Genomic DNA, 17,643 nt, shown 5'->3' on the forward strand with positions numbered 1-17,643 from the left:
CGCGCCTGTTCATCGAGGTCGGGCACGAAGCCGCCACCGTCGCCGCACTCGTCGAACGGGGCGGCGCCCTTCTGCAGATCCTGAAAGGCTGAACAGTGCCTTCGCGGCGGAGATCCCGATCGTCGGCTTCCTGGCCGACTCCTCGGTCATGAACGACGCCCGGCCTATCGGCCGGGCGTGAACCGTATCGGCAGAGCCTTGATCCCGTATACGGGGGTCAGATCCGGAAACCACTCGATCGCCGCGTCATCGGCGACGGTGTAGTCCGGTATCCGGTCGAACACTTCCTCCAGCATCGCCGTGAACATCTCCCGCACCATGGCCGCGCCCACGCAATAGTGCTGGCCGGCACCGAAAGCGAGGTGGCGGCCGGCGTCGCGGTCCAGGTCGATCCGGTCCGAGTGCGGGAAGACGGAATCGTCGCGGTTCGCCGCGGCCCACCCGAGCATCACCTGCTCGCCCCGGGCGATGCGCTGCCCGCCGAGTTCGACGTCCTCGGCGGCAATCCGGCCCGTGCTCTGAACGGGCGAGACCCACCGCAGGAACTCGTCCACGGCGGTGCGGATCATCGAGCGGTCGGACATCAGCCGGGACCGCATCTCGGGTTGCTGGGCGAGGGTACGCAGCGCGATCGCGGTCACGCTCGACGTCGGATGGATGCCGAGCAGCAGCAAATACATCATCGAGACGATGTCATCGTCCGGTACCGGTGCTCCGTCGACCTCACAGGTTGCCAGGTGCCCGAGCAGCCCCCGCTTGTCGCCGTCCCGTTGCGCGTCGAGTGCTTCCACCAGCTCCAGGCAGATCAGTTGCGCGCATGCGCGGGCTGTCGATGGATCGTGCGGAGCGGCGAAAAGCGCCCGGTAGAGCAGGGAGTCGATGTCGAACCACCGCTCCTCCGGAAGTCCGATGTCCCGCATGGTCAGCATGCTGGGCAGCTTCTCGGTCATCGCCAGAACGATGTCACACTCGCCGCGCTCGATCACCTCGTCGATACAGGCCGCCGCCAACTGCCGGACCTCGCCGGCGCGCGCGGCGACCTGCTTCGGGGAATAGAAAACGGAGATCAGCTTGCGGTACTTCAGGCACTCCGGCGAGTCGAGTTCCAGCGGTATCATCCGGTTGCTCTGCCCGAGCGAGGGAATGGTCACCCCCTGCACCGTGCCGTCCGCCCTGTCCTGCGCGGTGTGGAAGGCCCGGGCGTCGCGGGCCGCCGAGGAGACCTCACGGTGGCCGGTCGTGACCCAATAGCCGTCCCAGGCGCGGCTCCACTGCACCGGGCAGGATTCGCGGAGTTTCGCATAGGTCGGAAACGGATCCACCGCTATCGCCGGGTCATGGCTGTCATAGTCGAACCCTGCTCGCATGTCCACCAAGGAAATCACCTTCGTTGTTACGGAGTTTGCTCGGTTTCGCGCTCCGTGACCTTAACAGCCGAATCGGCGACGGCAGATGACGCAGCAATATTGATCCAGTATCGGGCAACGATCGACAACAGCCTGTTCTGGGTCTTCGTATCCATCCTCATGCCGCGGAAGCCCTCTTCTTCCTCGATGCCGGTTATCGGCAGATGGGGCACCCGACTCATCGACGCACGGGCAGCAACACAGATCCCGTAGCGGGCAATATCTGTCAACTGCCCCTGTCGGAGAGGACATAGATTGCTCCTCAGAAGACCTCACACCCTCGATCTATACCTCTTGCGATCTCTGTATGGGGTCGCGGTTCTCAGGTCGCGAGGACAAGGTTCTGGAGAACGATGAATTTTGATGGGGCATTGCTCGAAGACTGGATGCGTGACCACTATCATGACGCTGCGATAGACATCGGGTCGAGCGGGGTTCTCGACTACTCGCTCGGAGAGGTGCGAGAACTCGCCGGCATCGATCCCGGTGATTTGGACGAGATCGTTTTCCGGGACAGTCCGTGCCTGGGCCGGGACGACCTGCGCGAGGCCATCGCGTCGCGCTGGGGGGACGGTGACGCGCGCAGGGTCATGCTTACGCACGGCGGCAGCGAGGCTATCTACGTCGCGCTCCAGACCCTCCTTGAGCCGGGTGACCAAGTCGTCGCCCTGCACCCGGCCTACCACTCGCACGTATCCGTCGCGGAGTCCATGGGGTGCGAAGTTCTGCGCTGGCGGCTGCGCGAGGAGGACAAGTTCCGGCCTGATGTAGAGGAACTTGCGAGGCTCGTCACCGCGCGCACCAAGGTTATTGTGGTCAACTTTCCGCACAACCCGACCGGCGCGACACTCGACCTCGATGGTTTCCGTCGCCTGCTTGAGATCGCTGACAACGTTGGCGCCCATCTCCTGTGGGACGGCGCTTTCACAGACCTGGTCTACGATGACGCACCGCTGCCGGACCCCGGACTGAGCTATCCGCGCGCTGTGTCGATCGGAACCTTCTCAAAAGCTTTTGGGCTGCCCGGCATGCGTTTCGGATGGTGCATGGCCGACCCGGAGCTGCTGCGGGCGATGACCAATCTGCGCGACCGCATCACCCTGAGCCTCTCTCCGCTTCTTGAGTACATAGCGCTGCGCGTCGTACAACGCGCAGACGTCTTCATCGCTCCCCGGCTGAAGAACGCCAAGGCCAACCGACGCCTGTTGGCCGACTGGGCCGCGCGGCACGAGGACCGTGTCGACCTCCCGCTGCCCCTCGGCGGAGTGACAGCGTTCCCGCGACTGCGCCCGTGGCGGGACACGACCGAGCTATGCCGTCGGCTGGGAGAGACCAGCAACATACTGCTCGTCCCCGGCCGGGCATTCGACCACCCGTGCCGCGTCCGGCTCGGTTTCGGCGGCGATCGCAGCCAACTGAGCAAAGGCCTGGACATTTTGGGCGCTGAGTTCGCCGCGAGTCTCCAACCGTGAGGCGGAAAGGAACCCTGACGAACATGCAGAGCATTGAACTCTCGGACATTGAGTTAAAGGAAGTCAACGACGTACTCGCTTCGGTCACGGCGAAGTTCCACTCGGTCAGTGACCCGGAGTTCGTCCGGCAGTGCGCGGTGTACGCACACGAGCTGCCGCGGCGGCTGCGGGCTGAGCTGAACGCGTTCCGCCTGGAGGCTTCCGGCGGCGTGCTGTCCATCCGCGGCTTCCGGATCGACGACGTCGCTGTCGGGCCCACTCCCGAGCACTGGCGTACCCAGGTCGGCCGGGCGTCCACGCTCCCCGCGGAGGTGTACTTCATGCTCTGCGCGTCTCTGCTGGGCGACCCCATCGCCTGGGCGACGCAGCAGGACGGCCGGGTCATGCACGACATCTTTCCGATCAAGGGTCACGAGAACGAGCAGCTTGGCTCGGGCAGCGAAGAACTGCTGACCTGGCACACCGAGGAGGCCTTCCACCCGCTGCGGGCCGACTACCTGGGCCTTGCCTGTCTACGCAACCACGACCGGGTGGCAACGACCTTCGCCTCGGTCGACGACCTCGAACTCACCGACGAGATCAGGGACCTGCTCGCTCAGGAGCGGTACCCGATCAAGCCCGACCGCTCGCATCTGCCGCACCACGACGAGGACAGCCGGGAGATGTCGGCGCGCGAACGCGAGCTGCTCGCGCGCAGCTATGAATGGATCATGGCCAAGGACAGCGAGCCTGACCGAGTCGCCATCCTCTTCGGCGACCGCGAAGCACCCTATCTACGCATCGATCCATTCTTCATGGAGGACGCGTACACCGTCCCGGACAGCGCCCGCGCGATGAAGGCCATCGAAGCGGAGGTCGATCGCAACATACGGGACTACGTGCTCGAACCGGGTGAACTGCTCTTCGTGGACAACTACAAGATCGTCCACGGCAGGGTGCCGTTCACTGCCCGCTTCGACGGCACGGACCGCTGGCTCAAGAGGCTGAACGTGGCGCGCGACCTGCGGAAGTCGCGCGATCGCCGCATCAGCCACGACGCGCGAGTGATCCATTGACGACCGACAGCGCCTCGGCCCTCGCGGCCGGACGGACCCTACCCGGAAACGACTGGGAGACGTCAGTGTCGACCACCCAAGACTCTGCGATGCAACCGAAAGACGGCCAGGACCGCCGCGTTGACAGGGATTTCCCCCTTTCCCTGGCACAGGAGCGAATCTGGGTCTCCGAGCAGCTCGCCGTTGAGGGCTCGCACTACGGGGCCCCGGTCGTGTTCGCCCTGCGCGGCGAGCTGGACCCCGGGCTGCTCGAGGTGGCACTGACCCATATCGTCGAACGGCACGAAGTGCTGCACTCAGTGGTGTCCGTCGCGTCTGGCTCGCCCCGGTTCGTCGTCGTCCCCGCACGCCCCGTACGGCTCGATCCGCAGGATGTGGCCTCGGAGCAGGAGATGACTGAGCGGGTGAGCGCCGCGACGGCAGCTCCGTTCGACCTCTTGCACGGGCCGCTCGTGCGGTTCGGCCTGTACCGCCTCGGCCCCGCGGATCACCGCCTGCTGGTGGACATACATCACCTGATCTTCGACGGAGTCTCGGCCGGCGTTTTGGTCCAGGAGCTCGCCGAGCTTCTTGCCGCGGGGGACGAGGGCCGCACACCCGAACTCCCCGTGCTGCCTCTCGCCTACGGGCAGTACGCCGTCGCGCAACGTCGCTCGCTCGACGAGGGCCTGTTGGACAGTCAGGTCGAGCACTGGTGCACCCAGCTCAAGGACGCGTCCTTCGCACTTGAACTGCCCACCGACTACCAGCGTCCCGCACGCATGAGCTTCCACGGCGCCAGCCACTCCTTCACCTTGCCGGCTTCGCTGCGCGTCGAACTCGCGGAGGCGGCCCGCCGCTGGAGCGTCACCCCCTATGTGGTCATGCTCGCCGGCTGGGCTGCCGTTCTCGGCCGCTACGCAGGCCAAGAGGACCTGGTGGTGGGCACCCCCATGGTCGGTCGGACCGAGCCGGGCACCGAGGAGATGGTCGGCATGTTCGTCAATGTCCTGGCCCTCCGGGTACGTCCAGAGCGAGATCAGACCTTCCACGGCCTGGTCAACCAGACACGCAGGGCTTCCATCGAAGGTCTCGCCCATCAGGAAGCGCCGATCGAGAAGGTCATCGAGCGACTTCGTCCGCCACACGACCCGAGCCGCAATCCGCTGTTCCAGACGGCGTTCATCTACGACGAGGCGCTGGAGGAGTCCACACACGTCGCGGGACTGACGATCGAGGGAGCCGCACCGCCACCGCGCACCGCCAGCAAACTTGACCTGAGCATCGAGGTCGTTGAGCGGGACGGCCGACTCGAAGCGGAAATCGAGTACGCGACCGATCTGTTCGCGCCGGAGACGATCCGCCGCATCGCCACGCACTACACGACCTTCCTCGCCAACGCGGTCCGCTCGCCGAACCGACCGCTGTGCGAGATTCCACTGGCCTCACAGGAGGAACAGGCTCTGCTGGTGACGCAGCAGAGCGGAGACGGCGCGACATACGATCCCGTCGTCCTCCCCTCGCTCTTCGAGGCCCAGGTCGCGCGGCGCCCCGACGCGTGCGCGGTCTCCTGCGGCGAGTCGCGGTGGAGCTACCGACAACTCAACGAGCGGGCCAACCGGCTCGCCAGAGTTCTGACCGCCCGCGGAATGGGACCCGAGAAGCTGGTGGGGGTCGCGTTGCCCAGCGGCCCGCTCCTGGTCCTGGCCATCCTCGCGATCAGCAAGGCGGGTGCCGCGTTCCTGCCGCTCGACCCGGCCTATCCGACCAAGCGAATCGAGTACGTCGTTGGCGACGCGCGTCCCGCCCTGCTGCTGACCGATGCCGCGGGCGCCACGGCCCAGCCCTGGACGACGCCGATTCTGGTCCTCGACGAACAGCAGGCCGGGCTGGACGCGGACGTGGACGCGTCGAACCTCTCCGACGCACAGCGGTCGCACCCTCTCACGCTCGCGCATCCGGCATACGTCATCTACACCTCCGGTTCGACCGGGACACCGAAGGGCGTGACAGTCACGCACGCGGGCCTCGCCGGGCTCTCCGGCGCGCAGATCGAGGCATTCGGCGTGCGGTCCGACAGCAGGGTCCTGCAATTCGCCAGTCCAAGTTTCGACGCCTTTGTCTCGGAGCTCTGCATGGCTCTGCTCAGCGGCGCTACGGCGGTGTTCGTCCCGGCTCTTCACGACTTCGTCGGAGGTTCGTTCGAAGCCGTGCTCGTCCGAGAGAACGCGACGCACGTGACCGTGCCGCCCTCGGTACTCGCCTCGCTCTCCCCCGACGAGGATCTGCCCGCGGACCTGACCGTCGTGGTTGCCGGGGAGAGGCTGACCGCCGACCTCGCCGCACGCTGGTCCGGGCGTTGCAGCATGTTCAACGCTTACGGGCCTACCGAGGCCACCGTGTGCGCCACGCTGATCGGCCCGCTGACGGGGAACGAGGGGAACGAACCGCCACCCATCGGCCGGCCCATCGCCGGCACCCAGGTCTTCGTCCTGGACGAGGGCCTGCGGCCGCTGCCGGTGGGCGTGGCGGGCGAGCTGTACCTTGGCGGCGCCGGGCTGGCCCGCGGATATCTCAGCCGACCCGACCTCACTGCGGCCGCCTTCGTCGCCTGTCCCTTCGGTCCGGCCGGGGGGCGGATGTATCGCACCGGGGATCGGGCCCGCTGGCGTGACGACGGGACTCTTGAGTACGTCGGGCGCCGGGACGACCAGGTCAAGATGAACGGCTTCCGGATCGAGCTCGGCGAGATCGAGAACGTGATCGCGGCGCACCCAGGTGTGGAACAGACCGCCGTCGTGGTGCGCGAGGACAGGCCGGGGCTGCGGCAAGTCGTCGCCTACGTAGTGGCCCAGGCGACCAACGAGGAGATCCTCGGCCACGCCGCGTCACAGTTGCCCGGTTACCTGCTCCCGTCTGCCGTGGTGCGCTTGCAGAACCTGCCGTTGACCACGAACGGCAAGGTGGACCGGCGTAACCTGCCTGCTCCGGATGATCGTGCATCTGTCACGGACCGCAGCCCGGGGACCGCGCGCGAGCAGCAACTGTGCAAGCTCATCGGCGAGGTGCTGGACCTCGCTGCGGTCGGCGTGGACGAGAGCTTCTTCGAACTCGGCGGCCAGTCGCTGCACGCGGTGCGTCTGCTGAGCCGGATCCGCAGTGTCATGGGTGTGGAGATCGGTATCAAGACCCTGTTCCAGGCGCCTACCGCGGCGTTGCTCGCGGCGCAGATCGACTCTGGTCAGATCGCCGTCATCACCCGGCCGGCACTCCTCCCGACGGCCCGCTGACCCAGGGCGGGCGCCGGATGACTTCCAGAGGAGTAGGGATCTCAATGATTGAGTCAAGCCGTTCGCGTGACCACATTCGATCCTCCCGTACCGCCAACACCATGTGGGACCAGTCATGATCCCTCTGTCGTTCGGGCAGCTCGGACTGTGGTTCATCCACCAGATGAATCCGGGCAGCTCGATATACACCATGCAGCTCGCTTCGCGGCTGACGGGGCAGCTGGACAGCACGGCCCTGGAGGAGGCAGTGCGGGACGTCGTGCAGCGGCATGAATCGCTCCGCACGGTGATCCGGGACAGTGGGGGCGAGCCGCACCAGGTCGTCCTGGACATCTCGGAATGCGCGGTGAGACTGGAGTACGAGGAGCTCGCCGAGGAAGAGCTGCACGAGGCGATGCACGAGGCCTCGGAACTCCCGTTCGACCTTGTGTGCGACCTGCCGATTCGGGCATGGCTGTTCGCACTGGGGCCGCAGGAGCACGTGCTGCTCATCTCGATGCACCACATCGTCAGCGATGGCTGGTCGTTGGGTCCGCTCACCCGAGACCTCGCCCGGGCCTACGCGGCGCGGCGCCGTGGTGCCGAGCCGAACATGCCGCCGCTGCCTGTCCAGTACGCCGACTACGCGCTCTGGCAGAGGCGGTTGCTGGGCCGCGAGGAGGACCCGGACAGCCTGGCGTCGAGACAGCTCGCGCACTGGCGCTCGGTGCTCGACGGCATACCCCAGGAGCTGCGGTTGCCGGTGGATCACCCGCGCCAACCGCTGTCCGACTTCGCCGGGGGCACGATCGAGTTCACCCTCGACGCCGATCTGCATACGGCACTGACCGAGGTCGCCCGCACCGAGAAAGCGACCATGTTCATGGTGTTGCAGGCCGGGTTTGCGGCGCTGCTGAGCAAGCTCGGTGCGGGCACCGACATTCCGATGGGCTCACCCGTGGCCGGCCGCATGGATGACGCGCTGACCGATCTCATCGGGTACTTCGTCAATATGCTGGTGTTCCGCGTCGACGTCTCCGGCGACCCGAGTCTGCGAGACCTGGTCAAACGGGTCCAGGCCGTCGCCCTTGATGCCTACGACAACCAGGACATCCCCTTCGATCACCTGGTCAGGGAACTCAATCCGGCCCGCTCGCGGACCCGTCACCCGCTTTTCCAGGTCATGTTCACCGTGGAGAACGACACCGACGCCGGGCTCAATCTGGATGGATTGACCGACGTGCCATGGGACATCGACGCCGGCAGCTCCATGTTCGACCTGGCCTTGAGCCTGCGGGAGAACTTCGGCCCGGACAAGGAGCCGGCTGGGATAAATGCGTTCCTGGAGTACCAACTCGACATGTTCGAACCGGAGACCGCACAGCGCGTGGCCGACGGATACCGGCTGCTGCTGGCCGCTCTTGTCGCGGACCCGGATGCGTCGACCAGCACAGTCGATGTGCTGGGGGAAGATCCCATGAATTCGGCACGCATATCGAATTGCGCGGCCGCTGCCGGATGATGACAACTTACTCAGGGGAGTGAAAGCAATGGCGAATCCATTCGAGGACCAAGACGGCGTGTACCTGGTGCTGGTCAATGCTGAGGGCCAGCACTCGTTGTGGCCCGCCGCCGTCACTGCGCCCAAGGGCTGGACCGTAGTACACGGCGAAGCTGGGCGAGAGGACTGCCTGGAGTACGTGAAACGGAACTGGACGGACATGCGGCCCAAGTCCCTGGTCGAGGCGACAACCTCTTGACGGCCCATCGCTGTGGTATCGCTGCCCGACCGGACCCGAAGAAACCAATACCTAGCCCTCGTGCCGGGACCTGAAACCAGCACGCGCGGAAAGAGGCGCAATGAGCGATGTAGGGGTCTCCGGCGAACGAGGACGCCGAGGCAAACGCAGAAGGCTGCTGGCTGACCGACACTTCGCCTGCTTATTGGCCGCTCGGCTGGGCTCCAGCTTGGCCAACGGCTTCCTGCCGGTCGCCTTGAGCTTCGCTGTCCTCCACACCACTGATTCTGCGAGCGACCTCGGCCTTGTCCTCGGGGTTCAGGCGGTGGTCTCGCTCGCCTTGTCGCTGTTTGCCGGCGTCGCGGCGGACCGCTTTCCGCGTGCCGCGTTGCTCGTCGTTTCGTCGATCGTACGCCTGGTCGCGGCGGCGACCTTGGCGCTAGGGCTACTCACGGATACCGCGACACTCGGCTGGTTCTTCGCTCTGGCGGTCGTATACGGCGGCGCTGACGCGCTCTTCGGTCCGGCCAGCATGGCGATCTTGCCGGACATCGTCGCGCGAGATGACCTGGACGAGGCCAATGCGTTGATGGGCACCTTTTCCTCGCTGGCGTGGACGGTGGCCCCTGCGTCGGCAGGAGTGATCGTGGCGGCGTACGGTTCGGGAGCCGCTTTCCTGGTGGAGAGCGTGCTGATGCTGGTCATCACTCTTTGTCTCGTATTCGCCAGGATCCCTGCCAAGGGCGAAGCCGAGCCGGAACACCATGGCGGGACGCTCACGCAGTTGCGGCAAGGATGGCGGGAGTTCCACATACGCCGCTGGCTATGGCTGCTCACCTTGCAGTGGACGTTGTTCTCGATGGTCCTGCTGGCTCCCCTCGCGGTCCTCGGCCCGTTGGTGGCCGACACCTATCTGGGCGGTCCCGCAGCTTGGGGTGTCATCGGCACCTGCATGACCATCGGCATGGTCTGCGCGCAGTTCACCGCCGGGCGGATCAAGCCGAAGCGACCGGTGGTCTTCATAGCGTGGCTGCCACCGCTGATCGTCTTCGAAGCGTTGGCCCTCGGCTCCGGCGTGCCGACGGTGGTGGTGGGGGGCGCCGCAGTGCTCTCCGGCTGTGCGATCGGCCTGCAAGGAGTGTTCTTCCAGACCCTCATGCAGCGAGCCGTACCGAGCGCGGTACTCGGCCGGGTGGCCGCCTTCGACCTGATGGCCTCGGAGATCGCCCAGCCGGTCGGCTTCGCCGTGGCCGGCCCCCTGGGCATCCTGTTCGGCCTACGCCCGGTGCTGGTGGGCTGTGCTGTGCTCGCTGTGGTGGGCACGGCAATGTTCGCCCTTGCCCTGGCCAGGGTTGAGCAACCAGAGCTACAGGTGCAGGACGAGCCGGACGACGCCGAGCTCTCCAGGAACGCCATCGAACCGCACGTACCTGACGGCGGCAGTGAGGCGTCGGTTCGCTGAGCGGTACGCGACTGCAGACGAGCCATTGACGAAGCCGGACCACCGCGGCACGAAGGAATCAGGAAGATGATGTACAAGGACAGATTGGCCATACCGGGCCCGACCCCGCTGCCGCCCGCAGTCATCGCGGCGGCGACGCACCCCATGGTCGACGAGCGCACCGAGGACTTCGCAGGCATATTCACACGCATCATCGACGGGCTCAGGCATGTGCTTGGTACCGCGGGGGACGTGCTGGTCTTCTCGTCAAGCACCACGGGTGCGTTCGAGAGCGCGGTGCAAAACCTCTTCAGTCCAGGGGACAAGGTACTCGTGGTGGACAACGGCGCCTTTGGAAGGCGCTGGGTGGAGCTGTGCCGCGCTTATGGCCTGGAGACCGTCGTACTCGACGTCGAGTGGGGTTGCGAGCCGGACCCCGCAGCGGTCGAAGCCTGCCTGGCGGCCGACCCACAGATCGTCGCGGCGATCGTCGTCCATTGCGAGACCTCCACAGGCGTCGTCACCGACCTCGAGGCCATCGGGCGCGCGACCCGCGGTGTGCTGACGATCGTGGACTCGGCCTCCGGGGCCGGCGGCTGCGAGATGCAGGCCGACGCGTGGGGGTTGGACGTCGTGGTCGGCGGGACGCAGAAGGCGCTGATGGCGCCGCCAGGGGTCTCTTTCGTCTCGGTCAGTGAGCGCGCCTGGCGCCGGCACGCCAAGGCCAGGCACCTGCGGTACTACTTCGACTGGACGATCACGCGTGACAGCCTGAGCCACTCCGTCCCGCGTACCCCCTGGACGCCGGCGATCGGCGTGCTGCTCCAGTTGTCCGCGGCGCTCGAACAGGTACTCGCTGAAGGCATGGAGCAGCGCCACCGGCGGCATGCGGAGCTCGGCCGGATGGCCAGAGCGGGCCTGCGCGGCCTCGGACTCCGGCTGCTGACCCCGGAAGCGGCGCGCAACGGCATCGTGACGGCCGCGTTCACACCGCCCGGAATAGGCGCGCAACCTCTCGTCGACGCGGTGGTCGAGCACACAGGCGTCCAGCTGACCACCGGCAACGGAGAACTGGCCGACCAAGTGGTACGGATCGGTCACTGCGGCCACGCCGACCCGCTCGACCTGGTGACCGCGCTGGCCGCGCTCGAGACCGGGTTCGCGGCCCTCGGCGCCCCGGTGCTGCCGGGCAGTGGTGTCACACCCGTCGTGAAGCTGATGGCCGAGCAGGTTGACGCCGCCGCAGGCCTCTTGACGTCGACGTCGCCCACCCCTGAGGAGTCCGCTGCGTGAACGCCGACGTCCAATCAGCGCGTGACGACGCGCCGAAGCTCATCCCGCACCTGCTTGAGCAGCACTCAAGGGTGACGCCGCACGCCCCCGCCACCGAGGACGCACAGCGGGCGCTGACCTACGCCGAACTCATCGCCGAAGCCGAGCACATGGCGGCGCGTCTGGCGGAGGCGGGAGTGCTTCCCGGCGATCGCGTCGGCGTGATGATGCGTCACTCCGCCGACCTGCTCGTCGCGATACTCGGCGTGCTGCGTGCGCGAGCGGCCTACGTGCCCATCGACCCGGACTACCCCGACCAGCGCAAGAGTTTCCTCGCGGCAGACTCCGGCATCAAGATTCTCATCGTGGACGGAGCGCAGGACGGGCCAACCAGCTTGCCCGTCACGACGCTTGCGCCGGACCGGGGGCGCCTGTCTCCCCGCCCGGACGCCCCCGCAGCCGCACCGGACGATCTGGCCTGCGTCATCTACACCTCGGGTTCCACCGGAGCGCCCAAAGGCGTCATGATCACCCATCTCGGCCTGGCGAATCTCGCAGCCGCCGCGAGTGCCGAGTTCGGCATGGGGCCGCGTGACCGCTACCTGATGCTGGCCGCCGCCGCGTTCTCCGCCTCACTCGAGGAGCTGTTCCCCCCACTCGTGCAGGGCGGGACAAGCGTGTTCCCGGCCGACCGGGTCGCGCTCTCCCCGGTGGAGGCACTGCTCGACTTCCTCACCGCGCACGACATCACGCTGCTGGAGATGCAGACCGCGCACTGGCACCTGCTGGTTGGCCACCTCGTGGACACCGGCGGGGCGCTGCCCCCGTCGCTGCGCCTGGTCGTCATGGGAGGAGATCGCGCCATGCCCGAAGCCGTCCGGCACTGGAACCGCTTCCGCCTTCCGCTGGCGCACGTCTACGGGCCGACCGAGACCACTGCGACCGCGTCGTACTGGAGCGTGCCGCCCGGACAAGCACCCAAGGACGGGGTGCTGTCCATGGGCGATGCCATCGCCGGAACCCGCATGTTCGTCGTCGACGAGCGGCTCGAACTCGTTCCCGCAGATGCCGAGGGCGAGCTGCTCGTCGGTGGTGACTCGCTGGCCCGCGGCTACCTGGGCAGACCCGACGTCACCGCGGAGAAGTTCGTCGCCGACCGCTACTCGGGGATTCCGGGGGCCAGGCTGTACCGCACCGGCGATCGGGTACGCCGTCTTCCCGACGGTCGGCTGCAATTCCTCGGACGCGGCGACCAGCAAGTCAAGGTGCGTGGATATCGCGTCGAACCAGGCGAGATCGAGGCTGCGCTCGACCGGCACCCAGCGGTGCGTCAAGCCCTGGTCACGACTGGTCGAGACGCGTCGGGCGAGCAGCGTCTGATCGGCTACGTGACTGCTGACCGGGACACGGTGAGCGCCGGTGAGCTGCGATCTTTCCTCGCCGACGAACTGCCGACCTATCTGATCCCTTCGGCGCTGATGCGGCTGGACGAGTTTCCGCTGACGACGCATCGGAAAATCGACCACGCGAAGCTTCCGCAGCCGCCGAGGCGTCGGCCCGACCTGCCCACCGAGTTCGTGCCGCCGACAGGCGAGATCGAGCGGCGCGTCGGCGCCGCCGCGGCGGAGCTACTGGGACTCGACGAGATCGGTGTGCTCGACAACCTGCTCGACCTGGGCGGGGATTCGCTGTTCATGCTGCGGCTGATCAGCTGGATCCGCACAGACGTGGGCATCAGCCTCGGTTTCCGGGAGGTCTTCGACGCGTATACGGTACGCGGCGTGGCAGCGCTGGCCGACGCGAAGGCGGACGTCACGGCGGTGGGCAAGCCGGGCAGTGGCCGGTGAGCATGCTTCCCGACCTGCCAGTGGCAGTGCTTCCGGAACCGGCGCCCGCCGATCTCATGACAGCGCTGCATGCTTCAGGCGTTCGACTGGCTCCGCCGGACCGGGCTCAGGGCCTGATCTGGACGGGCGAGCGGCCCTCGGCGCTGGCAGCCGCGCTGGAGTGCGCGCCGTCCGTGCGCTGGGTTCAACTGGCGAGCGCCGGCGTCGAGAACTACCTGCCGCTCATGGATCAGCGGATCCGCTGGAGCCGTGCCGCGGGCGTCCAGTCCGAGCTGGTGGCTGAACACGCCCTCATGCTCGCGCTGACCGTGCTGCGTCAGGGCACCGCCTCCGTGAGGGCCGGCGCGTGGCTGCCGCGCCCCGCCGTCGGACTGACGAACGCCGAGGTCCTTGTGGTGGGCGGCGGCGGGATCGCCCGGGCACTGCTCGCACTGCTGCGCCCGTTCAGGGTCCGCCCCAAGGTGGTGTGCCGTGGCGGCGCCCCGATGGCGGGCGCCGAGGTCGGCACGCCCGACCGCCTCGACGCATGGCTGCCCGAGGCTCGTGTGGTCTTCCTCGCGGCGCCGCTGACCGCGGACACGGCCGGGCTGATCGACGCGGTCAGACTCAGGTCCATGCGTCGGGACGCGTGCCTGGTGAACGTGGCGCGCGGCGGGCTTGTCGTCACAGATGACCTCGTACGTGCGCTGACCTCCGGGTGGATCGCCGGCGCCGGCCTGGACGTCACCGACCCCGAGCCGCTTCCTCCGGAGCACCCGCTGTGGTCCCTCCCCACCTGTGTGATCACCGCGCACTGCGCGGGCGATCTGGACCACGCACTCGGACCCTTCGTCGACCTGGTCCGGCGCAACATTCGTCGACTGGCGAACGGCCTTGAGCCGATCGGCCTGATCGACCGGGAACTCGGTTACTAGCCGACTGTCAGGAAGAGCGGATCATGAAGACCGAGCCAACCACCACTCCGAAGGCCACGCACCCGACCGGAGCACCCATGGGCAACCGACCGAGCGAGAGGATCTCCCTCCTGCAGGAGCAGATCTGGATCGCTGAGCAACTCGCCCCGAGCCGCAGCGTCTACGGAATACCCATGGTGATCCGACTGCGTGGCGCCTTGGACACGGACCTCGCCGCGCGCTGCGTGACCGAGATCGTGCGCCGGCATGAGGTGCTGCGCTCCCGGGTGGGCGAGGAAAACGGCGAACTGCACCTCATCACAGATCCGACGGAGCCCTTCGCGCTGCCTGTGTTCGACTTCCGCGCCCGGCCCGACGAGTGGCGTGTGTTCGTCGAGACCACCGCTCGCGAGCCCTTCGACCTTGTGCACGGCCCGCTGCTGCGGGCTGCTGTGCTGCGTCTTGAGGACGACGCCTACGCGTTCTACCTCGACATGCACCACATCGTCGCGGACGGTTGGTCGCTACGTCTGTTCTGGACCGAGTTCGTCGCGCTCTACACCGCATGGCACGCGGGCGGTGAGCCCGATCTGCCCGACCTCACCACGCAGTACCGCGACTTCGCCGCCGAACAGCGGCGCATCACCGAGGACGGCGGGTACGGCAACGCACTCGACGCGTGGGCCCGGGAATTGGACGGTGCGTCGACGATCCTCGCACTGCCGGTCGATCACAGTTCAGGGGAGTCCCGGGACTACCGGGGGGACCAGTTCACGACAGTGGTGCCGGAGCGGCTTCGGGCCGATACCTACGTCTGCGCCAAGCGGCTCGGGGTCACGCCCTTCGCGATGCTCGGCGGTGTCTGGGGCGTGCTGCTGGCCCGCCACACCCGTCAGGACGACCTGCTGATCGGAACGCCTCTGGCAGGACGGACCCGGCCCGAGTACCAGTCGCTCATCGGGCTGTTCGCCAACACCATGCCGTTGCGACTGCGGCTGGACGGGGACGTGTCCTTCGCCTCCCTGGTCCGCGAACTCCAGCTGAGTACTTTCGACGCGCTCTCCTCACAGGACGCGCCCTTCACCGAGCTCGCCAGACGGGTCGGCTCTCAACGCACCTCGCGTGAGACTCCGCTCTTCCAGACGATGTTCTCCTTCGAGCAGTCCACGGAGTTCGAGGCCACGCTGCCGGGCTGCGCGGTGACGGAGCTGTACGAGTTGCCCAATGGCGGGGCCCGGTTCCGTCTCAGCCTCGGCGCTGTGGACGCGCTGGGGGAGCTGAGCCTTCAGTTCGAGTACGACAGTGAACTGTTCGACCCGGGCACCATCGAGGCAATGGCCGAGAGCTACCTGGCGTTGCTCGGTGAGGCCGTGTCCCACCCCGAGTCCCCACTGGGAGCGCTTCGCACGTCGACCGACGCCGCGCCCGATCGGGAGCTCACCGGCCGACCCGTGCCGGGGGACGAGGCGGCCACCCTGCACGCGCTGTTCGAGCGACGGGTCCGGCAGAGCCCAGATGCGCCGGCGATCGAGCGTGAAGACGGTACTCCGGTCAGTTACGCACAGCTCAACAGCCAGGCCAACCGGCTCGCGCGGCATCTGCGTCAGCTAGGCCTTCGCACGGGCGATCGGGTGGCGCTCGCCCTGCCCCATGGCTCCTCCTGGCCGTCCGCCGTGCTCGCCGTGCTGAAGGCGGGCGGGGCCTACGTCCCTGTGGCTCCGGACGCGCCCGGCAGCCGCAAGGCGCATGTCCTCGCCGAGACCGCGCCCCGCTTGGTGCTCACGGTCGTGGACCTTGCCGAGGACTTTGCCGGGGCCCACCATGTGGTCGCCCTCGACGATCCGGCGGTTGCTTCCTCGATCGGGGCCCAGACCGATGAGGATCTCGATGACGTCGCTGTGACAGCCCGTCAGGTCGCGTATGTCCCGTTCACCTCCGGCTCGACGGGAGTGCCCAAGGGCACCCTCGTCACCCATGTCAACCTGACCGCGTTCACCCGCGCCGCGGTGGACACGTTCGAGCTGGGCCCGGAAGACAGGATGCTGCAGGTCGCCGCGATGACCTTCGACGTACATGTCGAGGAGCTCTTCCCCACCTGGCTGGCCGGTGGCTGTGTCGTCTTCTTCGACGGCGTGCTCGGCCGGACCAGCCCGGAGCAACTGCTGCACCTCCTCGCAGAGCGCGAGATCACCATGTGCGAGCTCCCCACCGCCTACTGGATCGATGTGGTGCGCCTGGTCGACCCGGCTGTCGTCCCCATTCCGCACACCTTGCGGCGCGTGCTGGTCGGCGGTGAACGCGCGCCGATCGAGGTCTACCAGCGCTGGTTGGACTTCGGGATTCCGCTCACCAATGTCTATGGGCTCACCGAAACGGCGGTGACCAGCACGACGTACCGGCCTGGTGCTGACTTCGACCGCGAGGCGCTGCCGATCGGACGCCCCATGCCGCACGCCGCCGTCTACGTGCTCGACGCCTTGCTCGCACCGGTCGGACGCGGCGTGCCAGGGGAGATCTACCTGGCCGGCCCCGGCGTCTGCGACGGCTTGCTCAACCGGCCCGAGCAGACCGCCGAGCGCTTCTTGGCGGACCCCTTCGCGGCCGAGCCGGGCGCACGTATGTATCGCACCGGCGACCAAGGCCGCTGGACCACCGAAGGTGACCTCGAATTCCTCGGCCGCGTGGACCGTCAGCTCAAACTGCGCGGCCATCGGGTCGAGCTCGCCGAGATCGAATCGGTACTCGACGGCCATCCGGACGTGGCGCGCAGCCTGGTCGTGCCTCGGCGCACCGAGGCTGATCCAGCGGCCGAGCTCGAACTGATCGCGTTCCTGATCGGTGCGTACGCCGACGAGGCAACAGTCGCGGCGTACGCTCGCACCCAGCTTCCCCCGCACCTGGTTCCCGCTCACATCTCAGTAGTTGAACGGTTCCCGCTCACCTCGCACGGCAAGGTTGACCAAGCAGCCCTGCTCGCACTGGAGAGCCGCGAGCCTGTCGTCCCCGAGGAGGCGCAGGGCAGCGAGCTCGAAGTCAAGGTCGCGGAGGTCTACTGTGAGGTACTCAAAGTACCGACGATCGACCTGCGGACGGACATTTTCGCGCTGGGTTTCCACTCCCTGGCCGCGCTGCGGCTCGTCTCCCGTCTCAAGAGTGTGTTCGCGGTACAGGTCCCGATTGCCGAGTTCTTCCTGGACTCCTCGGTCACCAGCGCGGCCCGACTGATCGTGGCGGCGGGGGCCGACCAACCAGTCGGCTGACTGCGTCATC

General features: G+C 67.3%; 12 protein-coding genes. 10 read left to right on the plus strand and 2 right to left on the minus strand.

Annotated elements, in window-relative coordinates:
• Window positions 1–164 precede the first annotated feature (164 nt).
• Window positions 165–1,367, minus strand: a complete 1,203-nt coding sequence (locus tag OO63_RS09625) for a cytochrome P450 (RefSeq protein WP_234311486.1) — start codon at window positions 1,365–1,367, stop codon at window positions 165–167.
• A 26-nt stretch (window positions 1,368–1,393) separates the two neighbouring features.
• Window positions 1,394–1,579: a hypothetical protein gene (locus OO63_RS09630; protein WP_030363666.1), complete on the minus strand. Its 186-nt coding sequence runs from the start codon at window positions 1,577–1,579 to the stop codon at window positions 1,394–1,396.
• 180 nt (window positions 1,580–1,759) lie between these two features.
• Here OO63_RS09630 and vioD point away from each other — a divergent pair, with 180 nt between their 5' ends.
• The 10 genes from vioD (at window position 1,760) to OO63_RS09680 (ending at window position 17,633) form a co-directional block, all read left to right on the plus strand.
• Entirely contained in the window at window positions 1,760–2,878 is a 1,119-nt protein-coding gene (vioD, locus tag OO63_RS09635) for a capreomycidine synthase (RefSeq protein WP_031192439.1), read from the plus strand.
• 23 nt (window positions 2,879–2,901) lie between these two features.
• Entirely contained in the window at window positions 2,902–3,933 is a 1,032-nt protein-coding gene (gene gntD / locus OO63_RS09640; protein WP_051810705.1) for a guanitoxin biosynthesis L-enduracididine beta-hydroxylase GntD, read from the plus strand.
• A gap of 65 nt (window positions 3,934–3,998) precedes the next feature.
• The gene (locus OO63_RS09645) at window positions 3,999–7,202 is read left to right on the plus strand and encodes a non-ribosomal peptide synthetase (RefSeq protein WP_078861747.1); all 3,204 of its coding nucleotides are present in this window, start codon (window positions 3,999–4,001) and stop codon (window positions 7,200–7,202) included.
• A gap of 115 nt (window positions 7,203–7,317) precedes the next feature.
• The gene (locus tag OO63_RS09650; RefSeq protein ID WP_031192437.1) at window positions 7,318–8,703 is read left to right on the plus strand and encodes a condensation domain-containing protein; all 1,386 of its coding nucleotides are present in this window, start codon (window positions 7,318–7,320) and stop codon (window positions 8,701–8,703) included.
• 28 nt (window positions 8,704–8,731) lie between these two features.
• Window positions 8,732–8,941: an MbtH family protein gene (locus tag OO63_RS09655; RefSeq protein ID WP_030363825.1), complete on the plus strand. Its 210-nt coding sequence runs from the start codon at window positions 8,732–8,734 to the stop codon at window positions 8,939–8,941.
• 100 nt (window positions 8,942–9,041) lie between these two features.
• Entirely contained in the window at window positions 9,042–10,382 is a 1,341-nt protein-coding gene (locus OO63_RS09660; RefSeq protein ID WP_078619048.1) for an MFS transporter, read from the plus strand.
• 66 nt (window positions 10,383–10,448) lie between these two features.
• Window positions 10,449–11,654 carry a pyridoxal-phosphate-dependent aminotransferase family protein gene (locus OO63_RS09665; RefSeq protein ID WP_051810707.1) on the plus strand — a complete coding sequence of 402 codons (1,206 nt, stop codon included), beginning with the start codon at window positions 10,449–10,451 and terminating at the stop codon, window positions 11,652–11,654.
• Window positions 11,651–13,480, plus strand: a complete 1,830-nt coding sequence (locus tag OO63_RS09670; protein WP_051810708.1) for a non-ribosomal peptide synthetase — start codon at window positions 11,651–11,653, stop codon at window positions 13,478–13,480. The genes OO63_RS09665 and OO63_RS09670 overlap by 4 nt, the downstream gene beginning before the upstream one ends.
• Before the next feature lie 56 nt (window positions 13,481–13,536).
• On the plus strand, window positions 13,537–14,394 hold the full coding sequence (locus OO63_RS09675; RefSeq protein ID WP_157853974.1) for an NAD(P)-dependent oxidoreductase: 858 nt from the start codon (window positions 13,537–13,539) through the stop codon (window positions 14,392–14,394).
• A 23-nt stretch (window positions 14,395–14,417) separates the two neighbouring features.
• A complete protein-coding gene (locus OO63_RS09680; RefSeq protein WP_031192433.1) occupies window positions 14,418–17,633 on the plus strand; it encodes a non-ribosomal peptide synthetase in 3,216 nt (1,071 codons plus the stop codon).
• Window positions 17,634–17,643 lie beyond the last annotated feature (10 nt).

The organism is Streptomyces alboflavus, assembly GCF_000716675.1.
Taxonomy (GTDB): Bacteria; Actinomycetota; Actinomycetes; order Streptomycetales; family Streptomycetaceae; genus Streptomyces; species Streptomyces alboflavus.

What these genes read in the sequence shown, in the direction of transcription:
- OO63_RS09625 (WP_234311486.1), bottom strand. Translation starts at nt 1,367, where the DNA reads ATGCGAGCAGGGTTCGACTATGACAGCCATGACCCGGCGATAGCGGTG.
- vioD (WP_031192439.1), top strand. Translation starts at nt 1,760, where the DNA reads ATGAATTTTGATGGGGCATTGCTCGAAGACTGGATGCGTGACCACTAT.
- gntD (WP_051810705.1), top strand. Translation starts at nt 2,902, where the DNA reads ATGCAGAGCATTGAACTCTCGGACATTGAGTTAAAGGAAGTCAACGAC.
- OO63_RS09650 (WP_031192437.1), top strand. Translation starts at nt 7,318, where the DNA reads ATGATCCCTCTGTCGTTCGGGCAGCTCGGACTGTGGTTCATCCACCAG.
- OO63_RS09655 (WP_030363825.1), top strand. Translation starts at nt 8,732, where the DNA reads ATGGCGAATCCATTCGAGGACCAAGACGGCGTGTACCTGGTGCTGGTC.
- OO63_RS09660 (WP_078619048.1), top strand. Translation starts at nt 9,042, where the DNA reads ATGAGCGATGTAGGGGTCTCCGGCGAACGAGGACGCCGAGGCAAACGC.
- OO63_RS09665 (WP_051810707.1), top strand. Translation starts at nt 10,449, where the DNA reads ATGATGTACAAGGACAGATTGGCCATACCGGGCCCGACCCCGCTGCCG.
- OO63_RS09675 (WP_157853974.1), top strand. Translation starts at nt 13,537, where the DNA reads ATGACAGCGCTGCATGCTTCAGGCGTTCGACTGGCTCCGCCGGACCGG.
- OO63_RS09680 (WP_031192433.1), top strand. Translation starts at nt 14,418, where the DNA reads ATGAAGACCGAGCCAACCACCACTCCGAAGGCCACGCACCCGACCGGA.